This is a genomic window from Allobrachymonas chironomi DSM 19884 (genome assembly GCF_000374625.1).
In the GTDB taxonomy this organism is placed as follows: Bacteria; Pseudomonadota; Gammaproteobacteria; order Burkholderiales; family Burkholderiaceae_C; genus Brachymonas; species Brachymonas chironomi.
Window position 1 is genome coordinate 140,764 of sequence record NZ_KB894769.1, and the last position, 17,401, is coordinate 158,164.

Sequence of the window (17,401 nt, forward strand, 5' to 3'; positions counted from 1 at the left end):
CTGGACGGGCTCTTGTCAGAATGGTAAATTGCTTGCAAATCAGGAGCTTGCCATGCACATCACAGAACCCGCTGCAGATAGCGACGCCATGCTGCCGGCACGCCAGCGCCGGCAAGTGCTGGCCGCCCTGCCCCTGCTGGGATCTACCCTGCTGCTGGCCGGCTGCGGCTCCACTCTCCGCAGCAGCAAGCAGGCACAACGCCGACCGGCCCCGGCCGATGGCCAGTTGCGCACACGCTACCCGCAGCTGGCCGCACGCCAGCCGGTGCTGCTGGACAACCAACTGCGCGAAGCCGCCGTGGCCCGCGCCATGCTGGTCGTCAATACCCCCTACCGCTACGGCGGCAACACGCCCGAAGGCGGCTTTGACTGCAGCGGCCTGGTGCAGTACGTGTTCAGCGGCATTGCCGATCGCGGCCTGCCACGCAGCACGCGCCAGTGGGCCGAAGGCAGCACGCCGCTGGACCTGTCACGGCTGCAGCGTGGCGACCTGCTGTTCTTCAATACCAGCGGCACCCCGTTCTCGCACATGGGCATCCATATCGGCAACCACCAGTTCGTGCATGCGCCTTCCACCGGCGGCACGGTGCGCACCGACAGCCTGTACAACCGCTACTTTGCCCCGCGTTTCGACGGCGCACGCAGCGTGTTCCGGCGCGCCTGAGCACGGGTATCCCTGCAGCGCAGCAGAATTTTCCGGCCTGGCCCTTGAAATCCGGCCGGACACCCTTATCATTAGCACTCGCCAGGGTAGAGTGCTAACAACACCCTGCGTCAGCCCACTGCGGCTGGCCTGCCCCAGGCACCAGCCGGCGCATTCCGCATGCGCCGGCGCCACTTTTTCAATCTGAACGGACTAGCTCTCCAAGGAGATCCTCATGAAACTGCGTCCCATCGCCGATCGCGTGATCGTCAAGCGTCTGGAAAACGAAACCAAGACTGCCTCCGGCATCGTCATCCCCGACAACGCCGCCGAAAAGCCCGACCAGGGTGAAGTACTGGCCGTGGGCCCGGGCAAGAGCAACGACCAGGGCGAAGTCAAGGCCCTGACCGTGAAGGTCGGCGACCGCGTCCTGTTCGGCAAGTACAGCGGCCAGACCGTGAAGCTGAACGGCGAAGAACTGCTGGTCATGAAGGAAGACGACCTGTTCGCCGTGGTCGAACAGTAATCCGCGCCTTCCGCATCGCAAACATCCCCCAAGAATAGATAGCACACTGGAGAAATTCACATGGCAGCTAAAGACGTAGTATTTGGCAATGACGCCCGCGCCCGCATGGTTGAAGGCGTGAACATCCTGGCCAACGCGGTCAAGACCACCCTGGGCCCCAAGGGCCGCAACGTGGTGCTGGAGCGCTCCTTCGGCGCCCCCACCGTGACCAAGGACGGCGTGTCCGTGGCCAAGGAAATCGAGCTGAAGGACAAGCTGCAGAACATGGGCGCGCAGATGGTCAAGGAAGTGGCTTCCAAGACCTCCGACAACGCCGGTGACGGCACCACCACCGCTACCGTGCTGGCCCAGGCCATCGTGCGCGAAGGCATGAAGTACGTGGCCGCCGGCATGAACCCGATGGACCTGAAGCGCGGCATCGACAAGGCCGTGACGGCCCTGGTCGAGCAGCTGAAGGGCGCTTCCAAGCCCACCACCACGTCCAAGGAAATCGCCCAGGTGGGTTCCATTTCCGCCAACTCCGACGAATCCATCGGCCAGATCATCGCTGAAGCCATGGACAAGGTCGGCAAGGAAGGCGTGATCACCGTGGAAGACGGCAAGTCCCTGCAGAACGAGCTGGACGTGGTGGAAGGCATGCAGTTCGACCGCGGCTACCTGTCCCCCTACTTCATCAACAACCCGGAAAAGCAGATCGCGCTGCTGGAAAACCCCTTCGTGCTGCTGTTCGACAAGAAGATCAGCAACATCCGCGACCTGCTGCCCGTGCTGGAAGCCGTGGCCAAGGCCGGCCGTCCGCTGCTGATCATCGCTGAAGACGTTGATGGCGAAGCGCTGGCGACGCTGGTGGTCAACACCATCCGCGGCATCCTGAAGGTCGTGGCCGTCAAGGCTCCGGGCTTCGGCGACCGTCGCAAGGCCATGCTGGAAGACATCGCCATCCTGACCGGCGGCAAGGTGATCGCCGAGGAAGTGGGCCTGTCCCTGGAGAAAGTCACGCTGGCCGACCTGGGCCAGGCCAAGACGATCGAAGTGGGCAAGGAAAACACCACCATCATCGATGGCGCTGGCGCTGCTGCCGACATCGAGGCACGCGTCAAGCAGATCCGCATCCAGATCGAGGAAGCCACGTCTGACTACGACCGCGAGAAGCTGCAGGAACGCGTGGCCAAGCTGGCCGGCGGTGTGGCCGTGATCAAGGTCGGCGCAGCCACCGAGGTCGAAATGAAGGAAAAGAAGGCCCGCGTGGAAGACGCCCTGCACGCTACCCGCGCTGCCGTGGAAGAAGGCATCGTGGCCGGCGGTGGCGTGGCCCTGCTGCGCGCCCGTGGCGGTGTTGGCGAGATCAAGACCGACAACCTGGACCAGGAAGCCGGTGTCAAGCTGGTGTTCAAGGCCATCGAAGCCCCGCTGCGCGAAATCGTGGCCAACGCTGGTGACGAGCCGAGCGTGGTGGTGAACAAGGTGCTGGAAGGCTCCGGCAACTTCGGCTTCAACGCGGCCAACCACACCTATGGCGACATGATCGAAATGGGTATCCTGGACCCGACCAAGGTGACCCGCACCGCGCTGCAGAACGCCGCTTCCGTGGCCAGCCTGATGCTGACCACCGAGTGCATGGTGGCCGAGCTGCCGAAGGAAGATGCTCCGGCCATGCCGGACATGGGCGGCATGGGTGGCATGGGCGGCATGATGTAATCAGCCCCTTGCCTCCGGCGGCAGGCTCCGGCCTGCTGCCAGCAAGACCCGCAACCCGCAGTGGCACACGCCCTGCGGGTTTTTTCATGGGCGCTTCAGCTGCCGCCAAACACCTCGATCACCTGGCGCAGGTCGGACTGCGTGACCACGCTGGCCTGGCGCGTGGCAGGATCGACACAGCTCTGATGCAGCAGCTCGGGCGGCAGGCTGCCCAGGCCGCGGTAGCCGTGACGCATGCGCAATACCAGGCCCTGCTGCTCGCGATGTTGCTGCAGTTCACGTGCATGCGCGGGCGTATAGGCGTGGTGAAAGCTGATCTCGCCGCTATCGGCATCGAGCATTTCCAGCGACGCCATGGGCGCACGCACCATCCACACGCGCCCCTGCGTGAGCAGATCCGGCTGCCAGCGCCACAGGTAGAGCAGCAGCAAGGCACCAATGTGGATGCCATCGGCGTCGGGATCGAGCAGCAGCAGCAGGCGTTCGTAGCGCGCTGCTTCGCCCTGCTGCACGGCATCGGGCAGGCCTAGCGCATCGGCCAGTTGCTGGTAGAGCGGACTCGCCCGCACCCTCGCCTCGGAAGCCTGCCAGGCATTCAGCGGCTTGCCTTGCAAGGGCAGCACGCCCTGCGTCGGCACGTGGCGCACCGCCGCAACCGAACGGGCGGCCGATTCGCCCTCGACGATCAGCAGTTCGGTGCCGCTGCCGCGCTGTGTGCTGTCCTGCAGCCTGGCGCTGCTCTGGCCCTTGTAGTACATGGCAATCGTCCGCTGTAGGGATCTGTAGCAATATCCATACGATTCCTTACTTGCCTGCTGCATCCGGAACCGCATCTGTACAGCAAGGGCGCTGCAGGCGCAGCGCCATCCCCATTGTGACGCAGACAAGGAGCATCGCATGACTTCCCCCCTGACCCGTGGCAGCCTGCTGGACGAATTCTTCAAGGAAGTCGCCCCGGGCTTTTTCATCAAACCGCTGCATGGCGATCCGGTACCCGGCGCATCGCAAATCCGGATCGACGTGTCGGAAAACGACCAGGCCTTTACCGTGCGCGCCGAGATTCCCGGTGTCAACAAGCAGGACATCCATGTCTCGGTCGAGGGCAGCATTGTCACGCTGAGTGCAGAAATCCGCCAGCACGATGCCGAGCGCGAAGGCGAGAAGCTGCTGCGCAGCGAGCGCTATTACGGCTCGGTCTCGCGCAGCTTCCAGTTGCCGGCCGAGGTCGACGAGGCGCAATCGAAAGCCCGCTATGAAAATGGCATCCTGCTGCTGGACCTGCCGAAAAAGGTCAGCAACAGCCCGCAACGGCTGACGGTCGAGTAAGCGGCCACGGCAAGCGCTGCCGACCAGCCCCATCGCCCTGCGTGATGGGGCTTTGTCGTGCTCAGCGCAGGCGGCGCAACAGGTCGGCGGTGGACGGATCCAGCCGGTCCAGATCGCCACTGGCAAAGCGCGGCACGATGTCACGCGCCAACCGCTTGCCCAGTTCCACGCCAAACTGGTCGAAACTGTTGATGCCCCAGACGGCCCCGCAGACAAACACACGGTGCTCGTGCAGCGCCAGCAGCGCGCCCAGCGTACGCGGATCGAGTCGGTCCAGCAGATAGAAGCTGCTGGGACGGTTGCCCGGACAGTCGCGCTGCACATCGTTGCTGCTGCTGCCCTGCATCAGTGCCTGCGCCTGCGCCAGCGCATTCGCCAGCAGCAGCGTGTGGTGACCGTCCAGCGCATGCGCCGGCTCGCGCACCGCCAGAAATTCCACCGGCAACATGTGCGGCCCCTGGTGCAGCAGCTGGAAAAAGGCATGCTGTCCGTTCGATCCCGGCTCGCCCCAGACGGTGGGGGCCGTGAAATACTCCAGCCGTTCGCCATTGCGCGTCACGCCCTTGCCATTGCTCTCCATCTCCAGCTGCTGGATATAGGCCGGCAGGCGCTGCAATCCGCTGTGGTACGGCGCCATGCAGCGCGCCGAGTGCCCCAGAAAGCTGCAGTTCCAGACCACCAGCAAGCCCATCTTGAGCGGCAGGTTGTCGCGCGGGGCGGCATGCAGGAAATGCTGGTCCACCTCGTGTGCGCCATCGAGAAAGGCCCGGAAACCCGCGGCCCCGATGGCAATCGCCAGCGGCAGGCCAATCGCCGACCAGACCGAATAGCGGCCGCCCACCCAGTCCCAGAAACCGAACGTGGTCTCGATGCCGAGCGCCGCCGCTGCCTCCAGGTTGGTGGTAATGCCGACAAAGTGATCGCGTACCGCCAGCTGCCCGCCCGACTGCTGGCGGAACCAGTCCAGCGCGGTGCGCGCATTGGCCATGGTTTCCAGCGTGGTAAAGGTCTTGCTGGCGATGATGAACAAGGTGTTCTGCGGCCGCAGCTGGCGCAGCACGCGGTCCAGCTCATGGCCATCGACATTGCTGACAAAATGAAAGCGCCGTCCCGGCTGGCAACAGGGCTCCAGTGCCTCCACCGCCATGCGCGGGCCCAGATCCGAGCCGCCAATGCCGATATGCACCACATCGGTGATGTGCGCCTTGGCGCGTACCACCTCAGCGTAGTCCAGAAAGGCAGTACGCACGGCATCGACCTGCTGCCAGCTGGCCTGCAGATGGGCTGGCACGCTGGCCGCATCCGGGCTGCGCAGCAGCCAGTGCATCACGGCACGCTGCTCGGTGCTGTTGATCGGCTCGCCGTTGAACATGGCGTCCCGCAGCGCCAGCACCTGGCGCTGTTCGGCCAGCTGCATCAGCAGCCGCACCACGCGGCGATCGGCATGCACTTTGGAGGCATCGACATGCAGCAGCCGGCTGCCGTCACGCGCATGCAGCGTCTGGCTGAAGGTCTGCAACCGTTCCGGATCCCGGGCAAAGGCCTGACGCAGGTCGAACGCCCCCAGCGCCACGGCGGCCTCCCAGCCGTGCAGGCGGTTAACCGGGAAACGCTGCGATTCGGCCAGCAAGTCCTGCCAGGCCGGCGCCAGATTGGCCAGGCCGCAGGCGCTGCCCCAGCCGGCCGGGGAACCGGATACGCTCATGCAGCCAGCATCAGCTGTTCCAGCTTGACCGCATCGGCGGCAAAGGCGCGTATGCCCTCGGCCAGCTTTTCGGTCGCCATGGCATCTTCGTTGAGCGCGTAGCGGAAGCCGGCTTCATCGTAATGCACGGCCACCATCGGGTGCTGCTGCGCCATGTGCACGGACAACTCGGGCGTCATGCCGGCGGGCGCTTCGGCCGCGGCCAGCTGCGCCAGCAGATCCGGGCTGATGGTCAGCAGGTCACAGCCGGACAGGGCCATGATCTGGCCGGTGTTGCGGAAGCTGGCACCCATGATTTCGGTACTGATGCCATGCAGCTTGAAGTACTGGTAGATGCGGCGTACCGACTCCACGCCGGGATCGTTGACGCCGGCCATGGCCTGCTCGTCCCAGCTGGCACCGGCCTGCTTCTTGTACCAGTCATAAATGCGGCCGACAAACGGGGAAATCAGCTGCACGCCGGCATTGCCGCAGGCCACCGCCTGGCAGAAGGCGAACAGCAGCGTCAGGTTGGTGCGGATGCCTTGCGCCTCGAGCTGGCGTGCGGCCTCGATACCCTCCCAGGTGGCGGCAATCTTGATCAGCACGCGCTCGGGCACGACGCCCTGCTGGCGGTACAGGCCCATGATGCGTTCGGCACGCGCCACGGTGGCCGCCGTGTCAAACGACAGACGCGCATCGACCTCGGTGGAAACGCGGCCCGGAATGTGCCTGAGGATTTCGCAGCCAAAGCGCACCAGCAGCTGGTCCATGGTGAAACCCAGGTCGTCCTTGCCATAGTCGGCCACGGCAGCCGCCAGCAGCGGGGCATAGTCGGGCTTTTGCACGGCCTTCAGGATCAGCGAGGGGTTGGTGGTGGCATCCTGCGGCTGGAATTGCGCCAGTTGCATGAAGTCGCCGGTGTCGGCAACCACGGTAGTGGATTGTTTGAGTGCTTCGAGCTGATTCATGAAGCCGATTATGATGGATTTCAGTGCATTTACAATGACATGACAACCCTGCCCACGCCATGCGCCGCTACCTGATTTGCTCCCTGCTGCTGACCGCCCTGCCCGTATTGGCAGCCCCTGCCCTGCCCGCTGCCACGGCAGCCAGCGCTGCCGCCTCCGCTCCGGCCGAGGTCGCGGTCTGCGTGCATCCCGGCCCCTATGGCCAGCAGCACATGCTGGGCGAATGGTTCATCACGCTCCACCCGGCTGCCGCAGAGCTGTCGCCAGCACTGCCGCTGCAACTGGCCGCCCATCCCGAATATGCCGGCAGTCTGCGCGGCACGCTGCTGCGCAACAGACAGCAGGTACTGGTGGCCGGCGAAATGCGCGATGGCCGCATCGGCATGGAAGAATCGGTAGATGGCACGCGCACCAGCGGCCTCTGGCGCGGTGATGTGGTGCCGGGCAGCTGCGGCGAACTGATCGAGGGCGACTGGCTGGACCTGACGCAACCGACCGAAAGCTGGGTGCCGTTCCTGATGCAGCGCGCCAACCGGTGAGCGCAGCAGCTCAGATCGCGTCCGGGTTCTCGGCCACGCTTGGGCGCAGCTCATCCAGCAGTTGCTGGAAAGCCGCACGCACCTGCGCCTCGCTGCAGCCCAGCAGCAGCGCATCGTCCATGGCGTCCTGCAGCAGTTCGCGCAGTTCGCTGTAGTTTTCGTTCAGCACCTTGACCTTTTCAAAGCAGGACACGACGCTGCCATCCGGCTTGCGCCAGGTGATGGAAGGGGGGGAATCGGAAGCATGCATCGCGCGATTCTAGCGCCGCTGCATTTTCCGGTGGAAGCGTGCCTATTTTGTCGCATTGCACCATTTTTTCGCCCTCACTTTCAACGTACTGTAACTTCAGACTGTTAGGATAGGTCATACCCCATTTGACATCATGATTTCATACTTTTGAAACACACCATGCGCGATCCCAACACTCCACTCCCGCCCCAGGCCGGCCCGCTGGGCATCACCGAAGATGCCGCCAACCAGCTGGACCAGAAAGCCATTGCCGCCATCGCCCAGATGACCGGTGGCCAGTCCCCCACGCTCAACACCATGGCCCTGATGGACTGGGTCGCCCATCTCTCGGCCTCTCCCGGCAAGCAGTTGCTGCTGCTGCAGAAGGCCGTCGAAAACCTGCAGCAGCTGCAGCGCCTGGCCGCCGAAAGCACGGTCAACCAGGTGCAGAACAGCGTGCAGCAGGCAGCCCAGGGCACGCGCCTGACGGCCATGACGCCGCCGGCCGCCCTGCCCACCCCGATCACCGATCGCCGCTTCTCCGACCCGGCCTGGCAACAGTGGCCGTTCAACGTGATGCAACAGTCCTTCCTGATGCAGGAAGCCTGGTGGGACGACGCCACCTCCGGCGTGCGCGGCGTGGATCCGCACCATGCCGACTGGGTGTCGTTCACGGCACGCCAGTGGCTGGGCATGATGGCCCCGTCCAACTTCGCCCTGACCAACCCGGTGGTCCTCAAGCGCACCATCGAGGAAAACGGCGCCAACCTGACGCGTGGCGTGCGCTATGCGCTGGAAGACATGCAGCGCAAGATGCGCCACGAGCAGCCGCCGATCAGCGACGAGTTCGTGGTCGGCCGCGACGTGGCCACGGCCAAGGGCAAGGTGGTGCTGCGCACCCACCTGATGGAGCTGATCCAGTACAGCCCCACCACCAAGGAAGTGCACCCCGAGCCGGTGCTGATCGTGCCGGCCTGGATCATGAAGTACTACATCCTGGATCTCTCCCCCGAGAACTCCATGATCCAGTACCTGGTCAACCAGGGCCACACCGTGTTTGCCATTTCCTGGAAGAACCCGGGCAAGGCCGAGCACAACATGGGCATGGAAGACTACCTGAATGAAGGCTTCTTCGCCGCCATGGACGCCATCAGCGCCATCGTGCCGGACCAGAAGGTGCACGCCACCGGCTACTGCCTGGGCGGCACGCTGCTGTCCATCGGTGCCGCCACCATGGCGCGTGACAAGGACGAGCGCCTGGCCTCGATGACGCTGTTCGCGGCCCAGACCGACTTCTCCGAGCCGGGCGAACTGGCCCTGTTCATCGACGAAAGCCAGCTCAACCTGCTGCAGGCGCAGATGGCCGAACGCGGCTTCCTGGATGCCAGCCAGATGGCCGGGGCCTTCACCTGGCTGCGCTCCTACGATCTGCTGTGGCAGCGCATGGTGCAGGAATACCTGCTGGGCGAGCGTTCGCGCGCCATGGACCTGATGGCCTGGAACGCCGACTCCACCCGCATGCCGGCGCGCATGCACACCGAGTACCTGAGCCAGATGTTCCTGCACAACGACCTGGCCCGTGGCCGCTATCTGGTCAACGGCCGCCCGGTCGTGCTGAACGATATCCGGGTACCGGTCTACTGTGTCGGCACCGAATCCGACCACGTCGCTCCCTGGAAATCGGTCTACAAGATCCATCTGCTGACCGATGCCGAAGTCACCTTCGTGCTGACCAAGGGTGGCCATAACGCCGGCATCGTGAGCGAGCCCGGCCGCGCCCGCCGTCACTACCGTGTAGCCACGCGTCCGGCTTTCGGCAGCTTCCAGACCACCGAGGAATGGATGCAGAACGCCGAGCTGCACCAGGGCTCCTGGTGGGAAGACTGGCACGCCTGGCTGGGCAAGAACTCCGGTGCCCAGCAAACTCCCCCGTCCATGGGCGCCAAGGACTACCCCGCCCAGGAAGACGCCCCCGGCCTTTATGTATTGGAACGCTGATCATGACTGACAACCTGAATACCTCCACCTCCTCCCCTGCTGCCGACAGCAGCCGCGCCCCGATCCAGCTGGTCGCCGAACCGAACCCGCAGGGCAAGGTACGCAACTACACCTTCGCGGAACTGCAGATTGGCGACAACGCCACGCTGACGCACACCGTGACGCGCCAGGACGTGGAGCTGTTTGCCGTCGCCTCCGGCGACTACAACCCGCAGCACCTGGACGACGAATTCGCCTCGCGCAGCCTGTTCAAGAGCGTGATCGCGCACGGCATGTACGGCGGTTCGCTGATCTCCGCCCTGCTGGGCACGCGCTTCCCCGGTTCCGGCACCATCTACCTGAGCCAGTCGCTGCGCTTTACCGCGCCGGTGCGCATCGGTGACACCATCACCGTCAAGCTGACCGTCAGCGCACGCAACGAAGAGAAGAAGTGGATCACGCTGGAATCGGTCTGTACCAACCAGAAGGGCAAGACCGTGATCGCCGGCGAAGCCACGGTGATGCCGCCGGCCGAATCGGCCGAGATGCTGCCGCATCCGCTGCCCGAAGTGCGCATGTTCAAGGCGCAGAACGGCCCCGAGCGCCTGCTGGCCGAAGCGCAGCAGCGTGGCCGCATCAAGATGGCCGTGGTGCACCCCTGCGACCCGATCAGCCTGGAAGCGGCCCTCAAGGCGCGTGACCTGGGCCTGATCGAGCCGTTGCTGATCGCTCCGCGCGCCAAGCTCGAAGCCGTGGCTGCCGAAGCCGGCCTGAGCCTGGAAGGCGTGCATATCGAGGATGTGCCGCACAGCCACGCCGCAGCCATCACGGCCACCCAGCTGGCACGCGCCGGCATGGTCGAGGCGCTGATGAAGGGCAGCCTGCACACCGACGAACTGATGTCTGCCGTGGTCGACCGCGAGCACGGCCTGCGCACCAAGCGCCGCATCAGCCACTGCTTCCTGCTGGAAGCCCCGGCCTACCCGCGTCCGTTCATCATTACCGATGCCGCTGTCAACATCCAGCCGACGCTGGCCATCAAGGCCGACATCGTGCAAAACGCGATCAACCTGGCCCACGTGATTGGCGTAACCCAGCCCAAGGTCGCCCTGCTGGCCGCCGTGGAAACCGTCAACGCCGACATGGAAGCCACGCTGCATGCCGCCGCCCTGTGCAAGATGGCCGATCGCGGCCAGATCACCGGCGGCGTGCTGGACGGCCCGCTGGCCTTCGACAATGCCGTGTCTGCCGAAGCCGCGCGCATCAAGGGCATCACGTCCCCGGTGGCCGGCGAAGCCGACATCCTGGTGGTACCGGATCTGGAAAGCGGCAACATGCTGGCCAAGCAGCTCGAGTACCTGGCCGGTGCCCACATGGCCGGCATCGTGCTGGGTGCCAAGCTGCCGATCGTGCTGACCAGCCGTGCCGACAACGAGGCCGCTCGCATCTCTTCCTGCGCCCTGTCCGTGCTGCTGGCCCACCAGTATCGCCTGACGCCCCCCTGAAAGGCCTGGCATGAACCATCTGGTCCTGGTCCTCAACTGCGGCTCTTCCAGCATCAAGTTCGCGCTCTATGACAGCACATCCACGGGTGTGCCACGCCAGAAGATCTGGGGCGGCAAGGTCAACGGCATCACCAGTGGCCAGGCCACTTTTGATGCCAGCGACAGCCCGCGCATGCCGCTGCCCCTGAGCGCCGCCAAGCCCTACAACGATGCCCTGGAGTACATCCACCAGCAGGTGCTGCTGAAGCAGGGAGATCGCCGTATTTCCGCTGTGGCGCACCGCGTGGTGCACGGCGGCAGCAAGTACTTCGAGCCGGTCGTGCTGACACCCGAGGTGGTGGCCGACCTGCACAGCTACATCCCGCTGGCGCCGCTGCACCAGCCGTTTGCGCTGGAGGCCATCGCGGCCCTGCTCGAAATGTACCCGCGCATGCCGCAGGTCGCCTGTTTCGATACCGGCTTTCACCACACGCTGCCCGTGGTCGAAAAAATCCTGCCGCTCAACTGGGCGGCCTGGGAGCGCGGCCTGTGCCGTTATGGCTTCCATGGCCTGTCCTACGACTACCTGAGCCGCGCCCTGCCCGAGCGTCATGGCGAACTCGCCAGCGGCAAGGTGGTGGCCGCCCATATCGGCAGCGGTGCCAGCCTGTGCGCCATGCAGAACCTGCAAAGCGTGGCCACCACGCTGGGCTTCTCGGCACTCGACGGCCTGATGATGGGTTCGCGCTGCGGCGCACTCGACCCGGGTGCCGTGCTCTACCTGATGGAGATCGAGAAGCTGTCGCTGGAACAGGTGGGCCACATGCTGTACCACGAGTCCGGCCTGCGCGGCATTTCCGGAGTGTCCGATGACACCCAGGTGCTGCTGCCGCTGGAAGACAGCAACGAACAGGTGCGCATTGCGCTGCAGCTGTACGTGCGCCGCATGTCCAAGGAAATCGCGGCCATGGCCACCGCCATGAACGGCATCGACATGCTGGTGTTTACCGCCGGCGTGGGCGAAAACAACCCGGTAATCCGCCAGCGTGTCTGCGAGGAACTGGCCTGGCTGGGTGCGCGCCTGGACCCGGCGGCCAACCAGCAGAACGCCACCATCATCTCGGCTCCGGACAGTGCCTTCACCATGGCGATCGAACCGACCAATGAGGAATGGGTGGCGGCACAGCACGCCTGGGAACTGATCGGTCTGGGCTGGCGCTAAACCGCTTTCCTGTTGCCCGATAGCAGAATGGCCATCAGCTTGCGCTGATGGCCATTTTTTCTGGCGTGATGCGCGTCAGGCAGCGCTGATCTTCTTGCGCGGCTTGAACCAGCCGACCACGGTATAGACCAGAATGGCTGCGCCGATAAAGCCCAGACCGAACACCAGCGCGATCAGGAACCAGTCGGCCGGGCCACCGGCATCGGTAAAGCCCGAAGACGACACCATCACCATCAGCACCAGCGCCAGGATGCCGCCCAGAATGCCGGCGGCCTGCGAGCTGATCATGCGCCTGGCGACAATGCCGCCCTCCTTTGCCAGCAGGGCAAAGAAGGCGATGGTGCCGCCGACGATGATGGCCAGCAGGATCCACAGCAGCGGACCCATCATTTCCTGGAACACGGCCAGCAGGATCAGGGGATCAAGTTCTTTCATGTTGTGTACTCCTTAGGCGCGACCGCGCAGCATGCTGATATAGGTGGGCTTGAGGGCCATGGTCTTCATGACCCAGCTGATCCACAGCTCTTCCAGCGGCGCGATCATGCCGGGGAAGGAGGGCACCAGGTTGTTTTCGTAATCGAACTCGACCAGCATCGCCTGACCCAACCGCGTGATCAACGGGCAGGAGGTGTAGCCGGTGTACAGCGCATCGGACTCCTTGCCGGCAATCTCGGCCACCAGATGGTCCACCGCCACCGGCACCTGCCACTTGACGCTGGCCGCCGTCTTGCCCTTGGGCACGCCGGCGATATCGCCCACGCCAAACACGTTGCGGTAGCGCATGTGACGCAGCGTGCCCCTGTCCACTTCCATCCAGCCCTCGGACACCCAGGGGCCTTCCTTCCAGGACAGCGGACTGTTACGCACGGCATCGGGGGCGCGCATTGGCGGGATCACGTGCAGGAAATCGTAGTTCTCTTCGGCCGTGCCGCCATCCGGCGTGCTGAAGGTGGCGATGCGGCGACCCGGATCGATGCTCTTGAGCACGCGCTCGTAGTTGACCTTGATGCCGCGGTCCTTGAACAGCATGCGCACCTTTTCGGACACGATCGGCACGCTGAACAAGACCTTGTTGTTGGAGTTGTAGACAATTTCGGACTTGCTGCGCGTGCCCTTGCGCGTCAGGTGGTCTTCGCTCAGAAAGGTGTACTTCAGCGGAGCGCCGGCACACTTCATCTCGGTGGCGGGGCGCAGGAATACGCCACGGCCGCCCTTTTCGGCAAACGCCGACAGCGCCTGCCAGGTGGCGGCAGCGGCATCCGGGCCGTTGTAGATGCTGCCTATGCCTTCCTTGCCGATCAGGGCCGGATCCATGCCTTCGATCTCGGAGTAGTTCAGGCGCATGCCGGTGGCCACGATCAGGTAGTCGTAGGGGATGGCCTGGCCAGCATCGGTGACGACCTTGTTGCCGTCGGGATCGATCTCGGCCACGCTGGCCTGCACCCATTCCACGCCGGATGGCACGTATTCACCGGTGGTGCTGACCACGTAGTCACGCGGCTTGATGCCGGCTCCGACCAGGGTAAAGCCCGGCTGGTAATAGTGCTCCTTGCGGGCATCGATCATGATGATCCTGGCACCGTCCAGACTCTCCACCAGGCGGTTGGCCGCCGTCAGGCCTGCGGCACCACCGCCGGCTATGACGATACGCGCCTGGGTCTTGACCCTGCTCCTGGCCTGCGCCACCGCAGGCGCCAGACCGGCAGCCGCCGTGGCGGCAGCACCCAGCATCAACGCACGACGGCGGCTGATCTGCATCTCGGAAGCAGCGTCACCGCCGAGCGGCGACTTCTTGGAATCATGTGACTGCATGGAGGTCCCTTGAAAGCGTGTTCTGCATGGCCACGGCATGTCGCGCACCTTGCTGCAAGTTGGCGACAGTTGGCTACACTTATGAACACAAAACATAAAGATATAATTTTTTATTATATTCTATTGCGTATCGATATGTTTCCCGGTAAACCCTGATCTGCATGCCATGCCGCATCGCGCAGCAGGCTGGGGCTATCATGGTGAATCGTCCTCCAGCCCCGTATTGCCATGCCCCACCCTCTCTCCCTGGGCCAGGTCCGCAGTGTGTTGACCGGCAGCATCCGCCCGCTGGGAGCACGCCAGGTGCCCAGCGCCATCGACAAGCAGCCGGCCAAGGGCCCGCAGGCCGTCCACGAACTGGGCCTGGCGGGGGACCAGCAGGCCGACCGGCGCGTGCACGGCGGCATCGACAAGGCGGTGCACTGCTACGCCTGGAGCCATTACGCCTGGTGGCAGGCGTACTACCCGCAGCAGCCGCTGTTCGGCCAGCCCGGTGCCTTTGGGGAAAACCTCAGTCTGGACGGCATGACCGAGAACGATGTCTGCATCGGGGATGTGCTGCAGATCGGCTCAGCCCGCTTTGCCGTGAGCCAGGGCCGGCAGCCCTGCTTCAAGCTGAACCTGCGCTTTGAGCTGCCCGACATGGCCGCCCAGGTGCAGGACAGCCTGCGCGCCGGCTGGTATCTGCGCGTGCTGCAGGAAGGCACGCTGCAGGCGGGTGATAGCGTGACCCTGCTGGAGCGTCCGCATCCCGATTACTCCGTGGCGACACTGCTGGCGCTGATCCGCGACCGCGAAACCCGGCCTGCGCTGCTGGATCCGGTGCTGCAACTGCCACTGCCCGACAGCTGGCGCAAGCTGTTTGCACACCGCCGCGCGGCGGGAGAGGTAGAAGATTGGGCGCGGCGGATGCAGGGGACGGATTAAGCACAGAAAGTCGATGCAACCGCGTCTATTGGCCTATCCGTCAGGCAATACTTTCGACAATGCCGCCTTCCACGCGCAATGCGGCACCGGTAGTGGCACTGGCTTGCGGCGAAGCGGCATACACACAGAGATTCGCCACCTCTTCCGGGCTGGCAAAACGGTGCAGCAAGGTGGAGGGACGGTTTTCCTTGAGAAACAGGCCTTCCATTTCCTCTGCACTGACCCCACGCTCGACAGCCAAATCCGCCATCATCTGGATGGCGCCCTCGGTACGGGTCGGTCCGGGCAGAATGGTATTGACCGTCACGCCGGTACCTGCCAAGACCTTGGCCAAACCACGGGACAGTCCTTGCAAGGCACTCTTGCTCACGCCGTAATGCACCATCTCGGTGGGAATATTCAGCGCCGATTCGCTGGAAATGAACTGGATTCGGCCCCAGCCACGGGCACGCATGCCCTGGGCATAATGGCGGGACAGTCGCACGCCACTCATGATATTGACCTGGAAATAGGTTTCCCACAGGGCATCTTCAATATCAAAAAACTCCCGTGCGCCGTAAATGCCCAGGCCATTCACCAGAATATCGGTTTCGGGCTGCGCCGCAATCAGCGTGGCAATGCCTTCCGGGGTTCCGGGATCACAGGTGACACCACCGGCACTGTCCTGACCCGTCACGGCATGCACTTTGGCCACCGCAGCATTTACCCGCTCCTGATCACGGCCCACCATGGTGACCTGCGCACCGGCTGTGGCCAGACCCGTGGCAATGGCCAATCCGATACCACCGGTAGAACCGGTCACAATGGCTGTTTTTCCTGAAAGATCAATAATCATGATTTGACTCCTGTTGGTATGCGCCGGCTGGCGCCAAAGCAATTGACGGACATCGCGGGCTGCATGCCCGGTGTGTATCCATGGGGTGATCTGGTGCTGCATGAACAGCAGAAACCGGTACAACGCCCCTGCCCATGCAGTATCGGCGCTAACCCCTTGTATGAGAACCTGCTAATATCGTCCAACACTTCGTACTCATAGAAGGAAGTAGAGATGGACCGGATCACCAGCATGCGGGTGTATGTCCAGGCAGCGGCTACTGGCAGCCTGTCTGCCGCCGCCCGCCATCTGGGCATGTCCCCGGCCATGGCCACCAAGCACGTGAATGCCCTGGAGGCGCGGCTGGGCGTCAAGCTGTTTCACCGCACCACCCGGCGCTTGAGCCTGACCGAAGCCGGAGCCAATTACCTGGAGGCCTGCCAGCGTATCCTGCCGGAGATTGATGAAGCCGAAGCGGCCGCCACGTCGCAGCGCATCAAGGCGACCGGCCTGCTGCGCATGAATGTGCCGCTCTCCTTTGGCACCCGCTATGTGGCACCGCTGATGGCCGAGTTCAGTCGCCAGCATCCGGAAGTCGTGGTGGAGCTGGGCTTGAGCGATGCCCAGCTGGATCTGATTGCCGGCAGCTGGGATCTGGCCATTCGCATCGGGCGGCTGGCCAATAGCCCGCTGCAAACGCGGCAACTGGGCAATAGCGGCATGTGTATTTGTGCCGCGCCCGGGTATGTGGCACGCCATGGCGCGCCCCGCACTGTCAGCGAGTTGGCGCAGCACAACTGCCTGAGCTACACCCTGTCTGCCACGCAGCACAAACAGTGGGTTTTCGGCACCCAGGGGGAGATACGGGTGCCCGTGAGCGGCAACCTGCTGGCCAACAATGGCGACGCGCTACTCGCCGCCGCCATCGCCGGCCAGGGCCTGATCTACCAGCCGCACTTCATTGTCTGCGAGGCGGTCAAGCGGGGAGATTTGCTGGTGCTGGAGCTGGACCAGCCCATGGTGGATCTGGCTGGCATTCACGTCCTCTATCCCCCGGACCGCCGTCCGCCCGCCAAGGTGCGGGTCATGATCGATTATCTGGCCAAGACGTTTGAGCGGGTGCCGGCGTGAGGGATATGGTATTTGGGGTTGTGCCAGCTTATAGGCAGAATAACGTAGCCTCCGGCTCCTGTATGCCAAGTGCGACCAGCACTTACTTTGCCAGTTCCCGATACAGATCGTCGAATTCGTCAAGGCTTGCAGCAAAAGCCGTGAGCCTGTCATAAATTTTGTGTGTAAGGCATACCATGTGCAACAGGAGCATGTATGTCAAGCAAAACGAAGTTGAAGAACGCGGCGATTGCCGAGAAGTCTGCCTCGCTGCCAAGCATCCCCGAGGAGTTGCTGGACCAGCTGGTACAGCAAGGCCCAATGACGGCCGCATCGATCCAGGACATGACGATGGCGCTGAAGAAGGCGCTGATCGAACGTGCCTTGGGTGGAGAGCTCAGCCATCATCTGGGATATCCACCGGGGGGTGAGCGGCCAG

General features: G+C 63.9%; 17 protein-coding genes and 1 pseudogene. 11 read left to right on the forward strand and 7 right to left on the reverse strand.

The genetic code is table 11. The annotated features are described in order from the left end of the window. Positions 1-52: 52 nt before the first annotated feature. From C513_RS0107460 to groL, 3 genes are all read left to right on the forward strand, one after another. Positions 53-664, forward strand: a complete 612-nt coding sequence (locus tag C513_RS0107460; protein ID WP_018715421.1) for a C40 family peptidase — start codon at positions 53-55, stop codon at positions 662-664. A 214-nt stretch (positions 665-878) separates the two neighbouring features. Further along, the gene (groES, locus tag C513_RS0107465; protein WP_018715422.1) at positions 879-1,169 is read left to right on the forward strand and encodes a co-chaperone GroES; all 291 of its coding nucleotides are present in this window, start codon (positions 879-881) and stop codon (positions 1,167-1,169) included. Positions 1,170-1,229: 60 nt separating this feature from the next. Next, positions 1,230-2,867 (forward strand): chaperonin GroEL, encoded by a 1,638-nt coding sequence (gene groL, locus C513_RS0107470; protein WP_018715423.1) that lies wholly within the window; start codon positions 1,230-1,232, stop codon positions 2,865-2,867. 95 nt (positions 2,868-2,962) lie between these two features. Here the strand turns inward: groL and C513_RS0107475 are convergent, their stop codons facing one another. Beyond that, positions 2,963-3,625, reverse strand: a complete 663-nt coding sequence (locus C513_RS0107475) for a toprim domain-containing protein (protein WP_018715424.1) — start codon at positions 3,623-3,625, stop codon at positions 2,963-2,965. Positions 3,626-3,764: 139 nt separating this feature from the next. Between C513_RS0107475 and C513_RS0107480 the strand changes: the two genes are divergently transcribed. Next, a complete protein-coding gene (locus C513_RS0107480) occupies positions 3,765-4,193 on the forward strand; it encodes an Hsp20/alpha crystallin family protein (RefSeq protein WP_018715425.1) in 429 nt (142 codons plus the stop codon). 61 nt (positions 4,194-4,254) lie between these two features. On the opposite strand, the gene pgi is transcribed toward C513_RS0107480, so the two are convergent. Beyond that, positions 4,255-5,898 carry a glucose-6-phosphate isomerase gene (pgi, locus tag C513_RS0107485; RefSeq protein ID WP_018715426.1) on the reverse strand — a complete coding sequence of 548 codons (1,644 nt, stop codon included), beginning with the start codon at positions 5,896-5,898 and terminating at the stop codon, positions 4,255-4,257. Then, positions 5,895-6,848: a transaldolase gene (gene tal, locus C513_RS0107490; protein ID WP_018715427.1), complete on the reverse strand. Its 954-nt coding sequence runs from the start codon at positions 6,846-6,848 to the stop codon at positions 5,895-5,897. The genes pgi and tal overlap by 4 nt, the downstream gene beginning before the upstream one ends. Before the next feature lie 59 nt (positions 6,849-6,907). Here tal and C513_RS13685 point away from each other — a divergent pair, with 59 nt between their 5' ends. After that, positions 6,908-7,387, forward strand: a complete 480-nt coding sequence (locus tag C513_RS13685) for a hypothetical protein (RefSeq protein WP_018715428.1) — start codon at positions 6,908-6,910, stop codon at positions 7,385-7,387. A gap of 10 nt (positions 7,388-7,397) precedes the next feature. Here the strand turns inward: C513_RS13685 and C513_RS0107500 are convergent, their stop codons facing one another. Further along, entirely contained in the window at positions 7,398-7,637 is a 240-nt protein-coding gene (locus C513_RS0107500) for a hypothetical protein (RefSeq protein ID WP_018715429.1), read from the reverse strand. A gap of 159 nt (positions 7,638-7,796) precedes the next feature. Here C513_RS0107500 and C513_RS0107505 point away from each other — a divergent pair, with 159 nt between their 5' ends. From C513_RS0107505 to C513_RS0107515, 3 genes are read left to right on the forward strand one after another with little or no spacing between them, the layout of a single operon-like run. Then, entirely contained in the window at positions 7,797-9,614 is a 1,818-nt protein-coding gene (locus tag C513_RS0107505; protein ID WP_018715430.1) for a PHA/PHB synthase family protein, read from the forward strand. 2 nt (positions 9,615-9,616) lie between these two features. Then, positions 9,617-11,098, forward strand: coding sequence for a bifunctional enoyl-CoA hydratase/phosphate acetyltransferase (locus C513_RS0107510; RefSeq protein WP_018715431.1), 1,482 nt, complete (start codon positions 9,617-9,619; stop codon positions 11,096-11,098). A 10-nt stretch (positions 11,099-11,108) separates the two neighbouring features. Beyond that, on the forward strand, positions 11,109-12,299 hold the full coding sequence (locus C513_RS0107515) for an acetate/propionate family kinase (RefSeq protein ID WP_018715432.1): 1,191 nt from the start codon (positions 11,109-11,111) through the stop codon (positions 12,297-12,299). Positions 12,300-12,374: 75 nt separating this feature from the next. Here the strand turns inward: C513_RS0107515 and C513_RS0107520 are convergent, their stop codons facing one another. Together C513_RS0107520 and C513_RS0107525 are read right to left on the reverse strand one after the other, a co-directional pair. Next, positions 12,375-12,734, reverse strand: coding sequence for a DUF5368 domain-containing protein (locus C513_RS0107520; protein WP_018715433.1), 360 nt, complete (start codon positions 12,732-12,734; stop codon positions 12,375-12,377). Positions 12,735-12,746: 12 nt separating this feature from the next. Beyond that, positions 12,747-14,111 carry an NAD(P)/FAD-dependent oxidoreductase gene (locus tag C513_RS0107525; protein ID WP_018715434.1) on the reverse strand — a complete coding sequence of 455 codons (1,365 nt, stop codon included), beginning with the start codon at positions 14,109-14,111 and terminating at the stop codon, positions 12,747-12,749. 228 nt (positions 14,112-14,339) lie between these two features. Here C513_RS0107525 and C513_RS0107530 point away from each other — a divergent pair, with 228 nt between their 5' ends. Then, a complete protein-coding gene (locus C513_RS0107530) occupies positions 14,340-15,038 on the forward strand; it encodes an MOSC domain-containing protein (protein WP_033394931.1) in 699 nt (232 codons plus the stop codon). A gap of 40 nt (positions 15,039-15,078) precedes the next feature. Here the strand turns inward: C513_RS0107530 and C513_RS0107535 are convergent, their stop codons facing one another. Further along, on the reverse strand, positions 15,079-15,873 hold the full coding sequence (locus C513_RS0107535; RefSeq protein ID WP_026320659.1) for an SDR family NAD(P)-dependent oxidoreductase: 795 nt from the start codon (positions 15,871-15,873) through the stop codon (positions 15,079-15,081). Between the two features lie 213 nt (positions 15,874-16,086). Here C513_RS0107535 and C513_RS0107540 point away from each other — a divergent pair, with 213 nt between their 5' ends. After that, entirely contained in the window at positions 16,087-16,983 is an 897-nt protein-coding gene (locus C513_RS0107540; RefSeq protein ID WP_018715437.1) for a LysR family transcriptional regulator, read from the forward strand. A 195-nt stretch (positions 16,984-17,178) separates the two neighbouring features. Then, a pseudogene (locus C513_RS0107545) lies at positions 17,179-17,401 on the forward strand (IS256 family transposase); the annotation flags it as partial.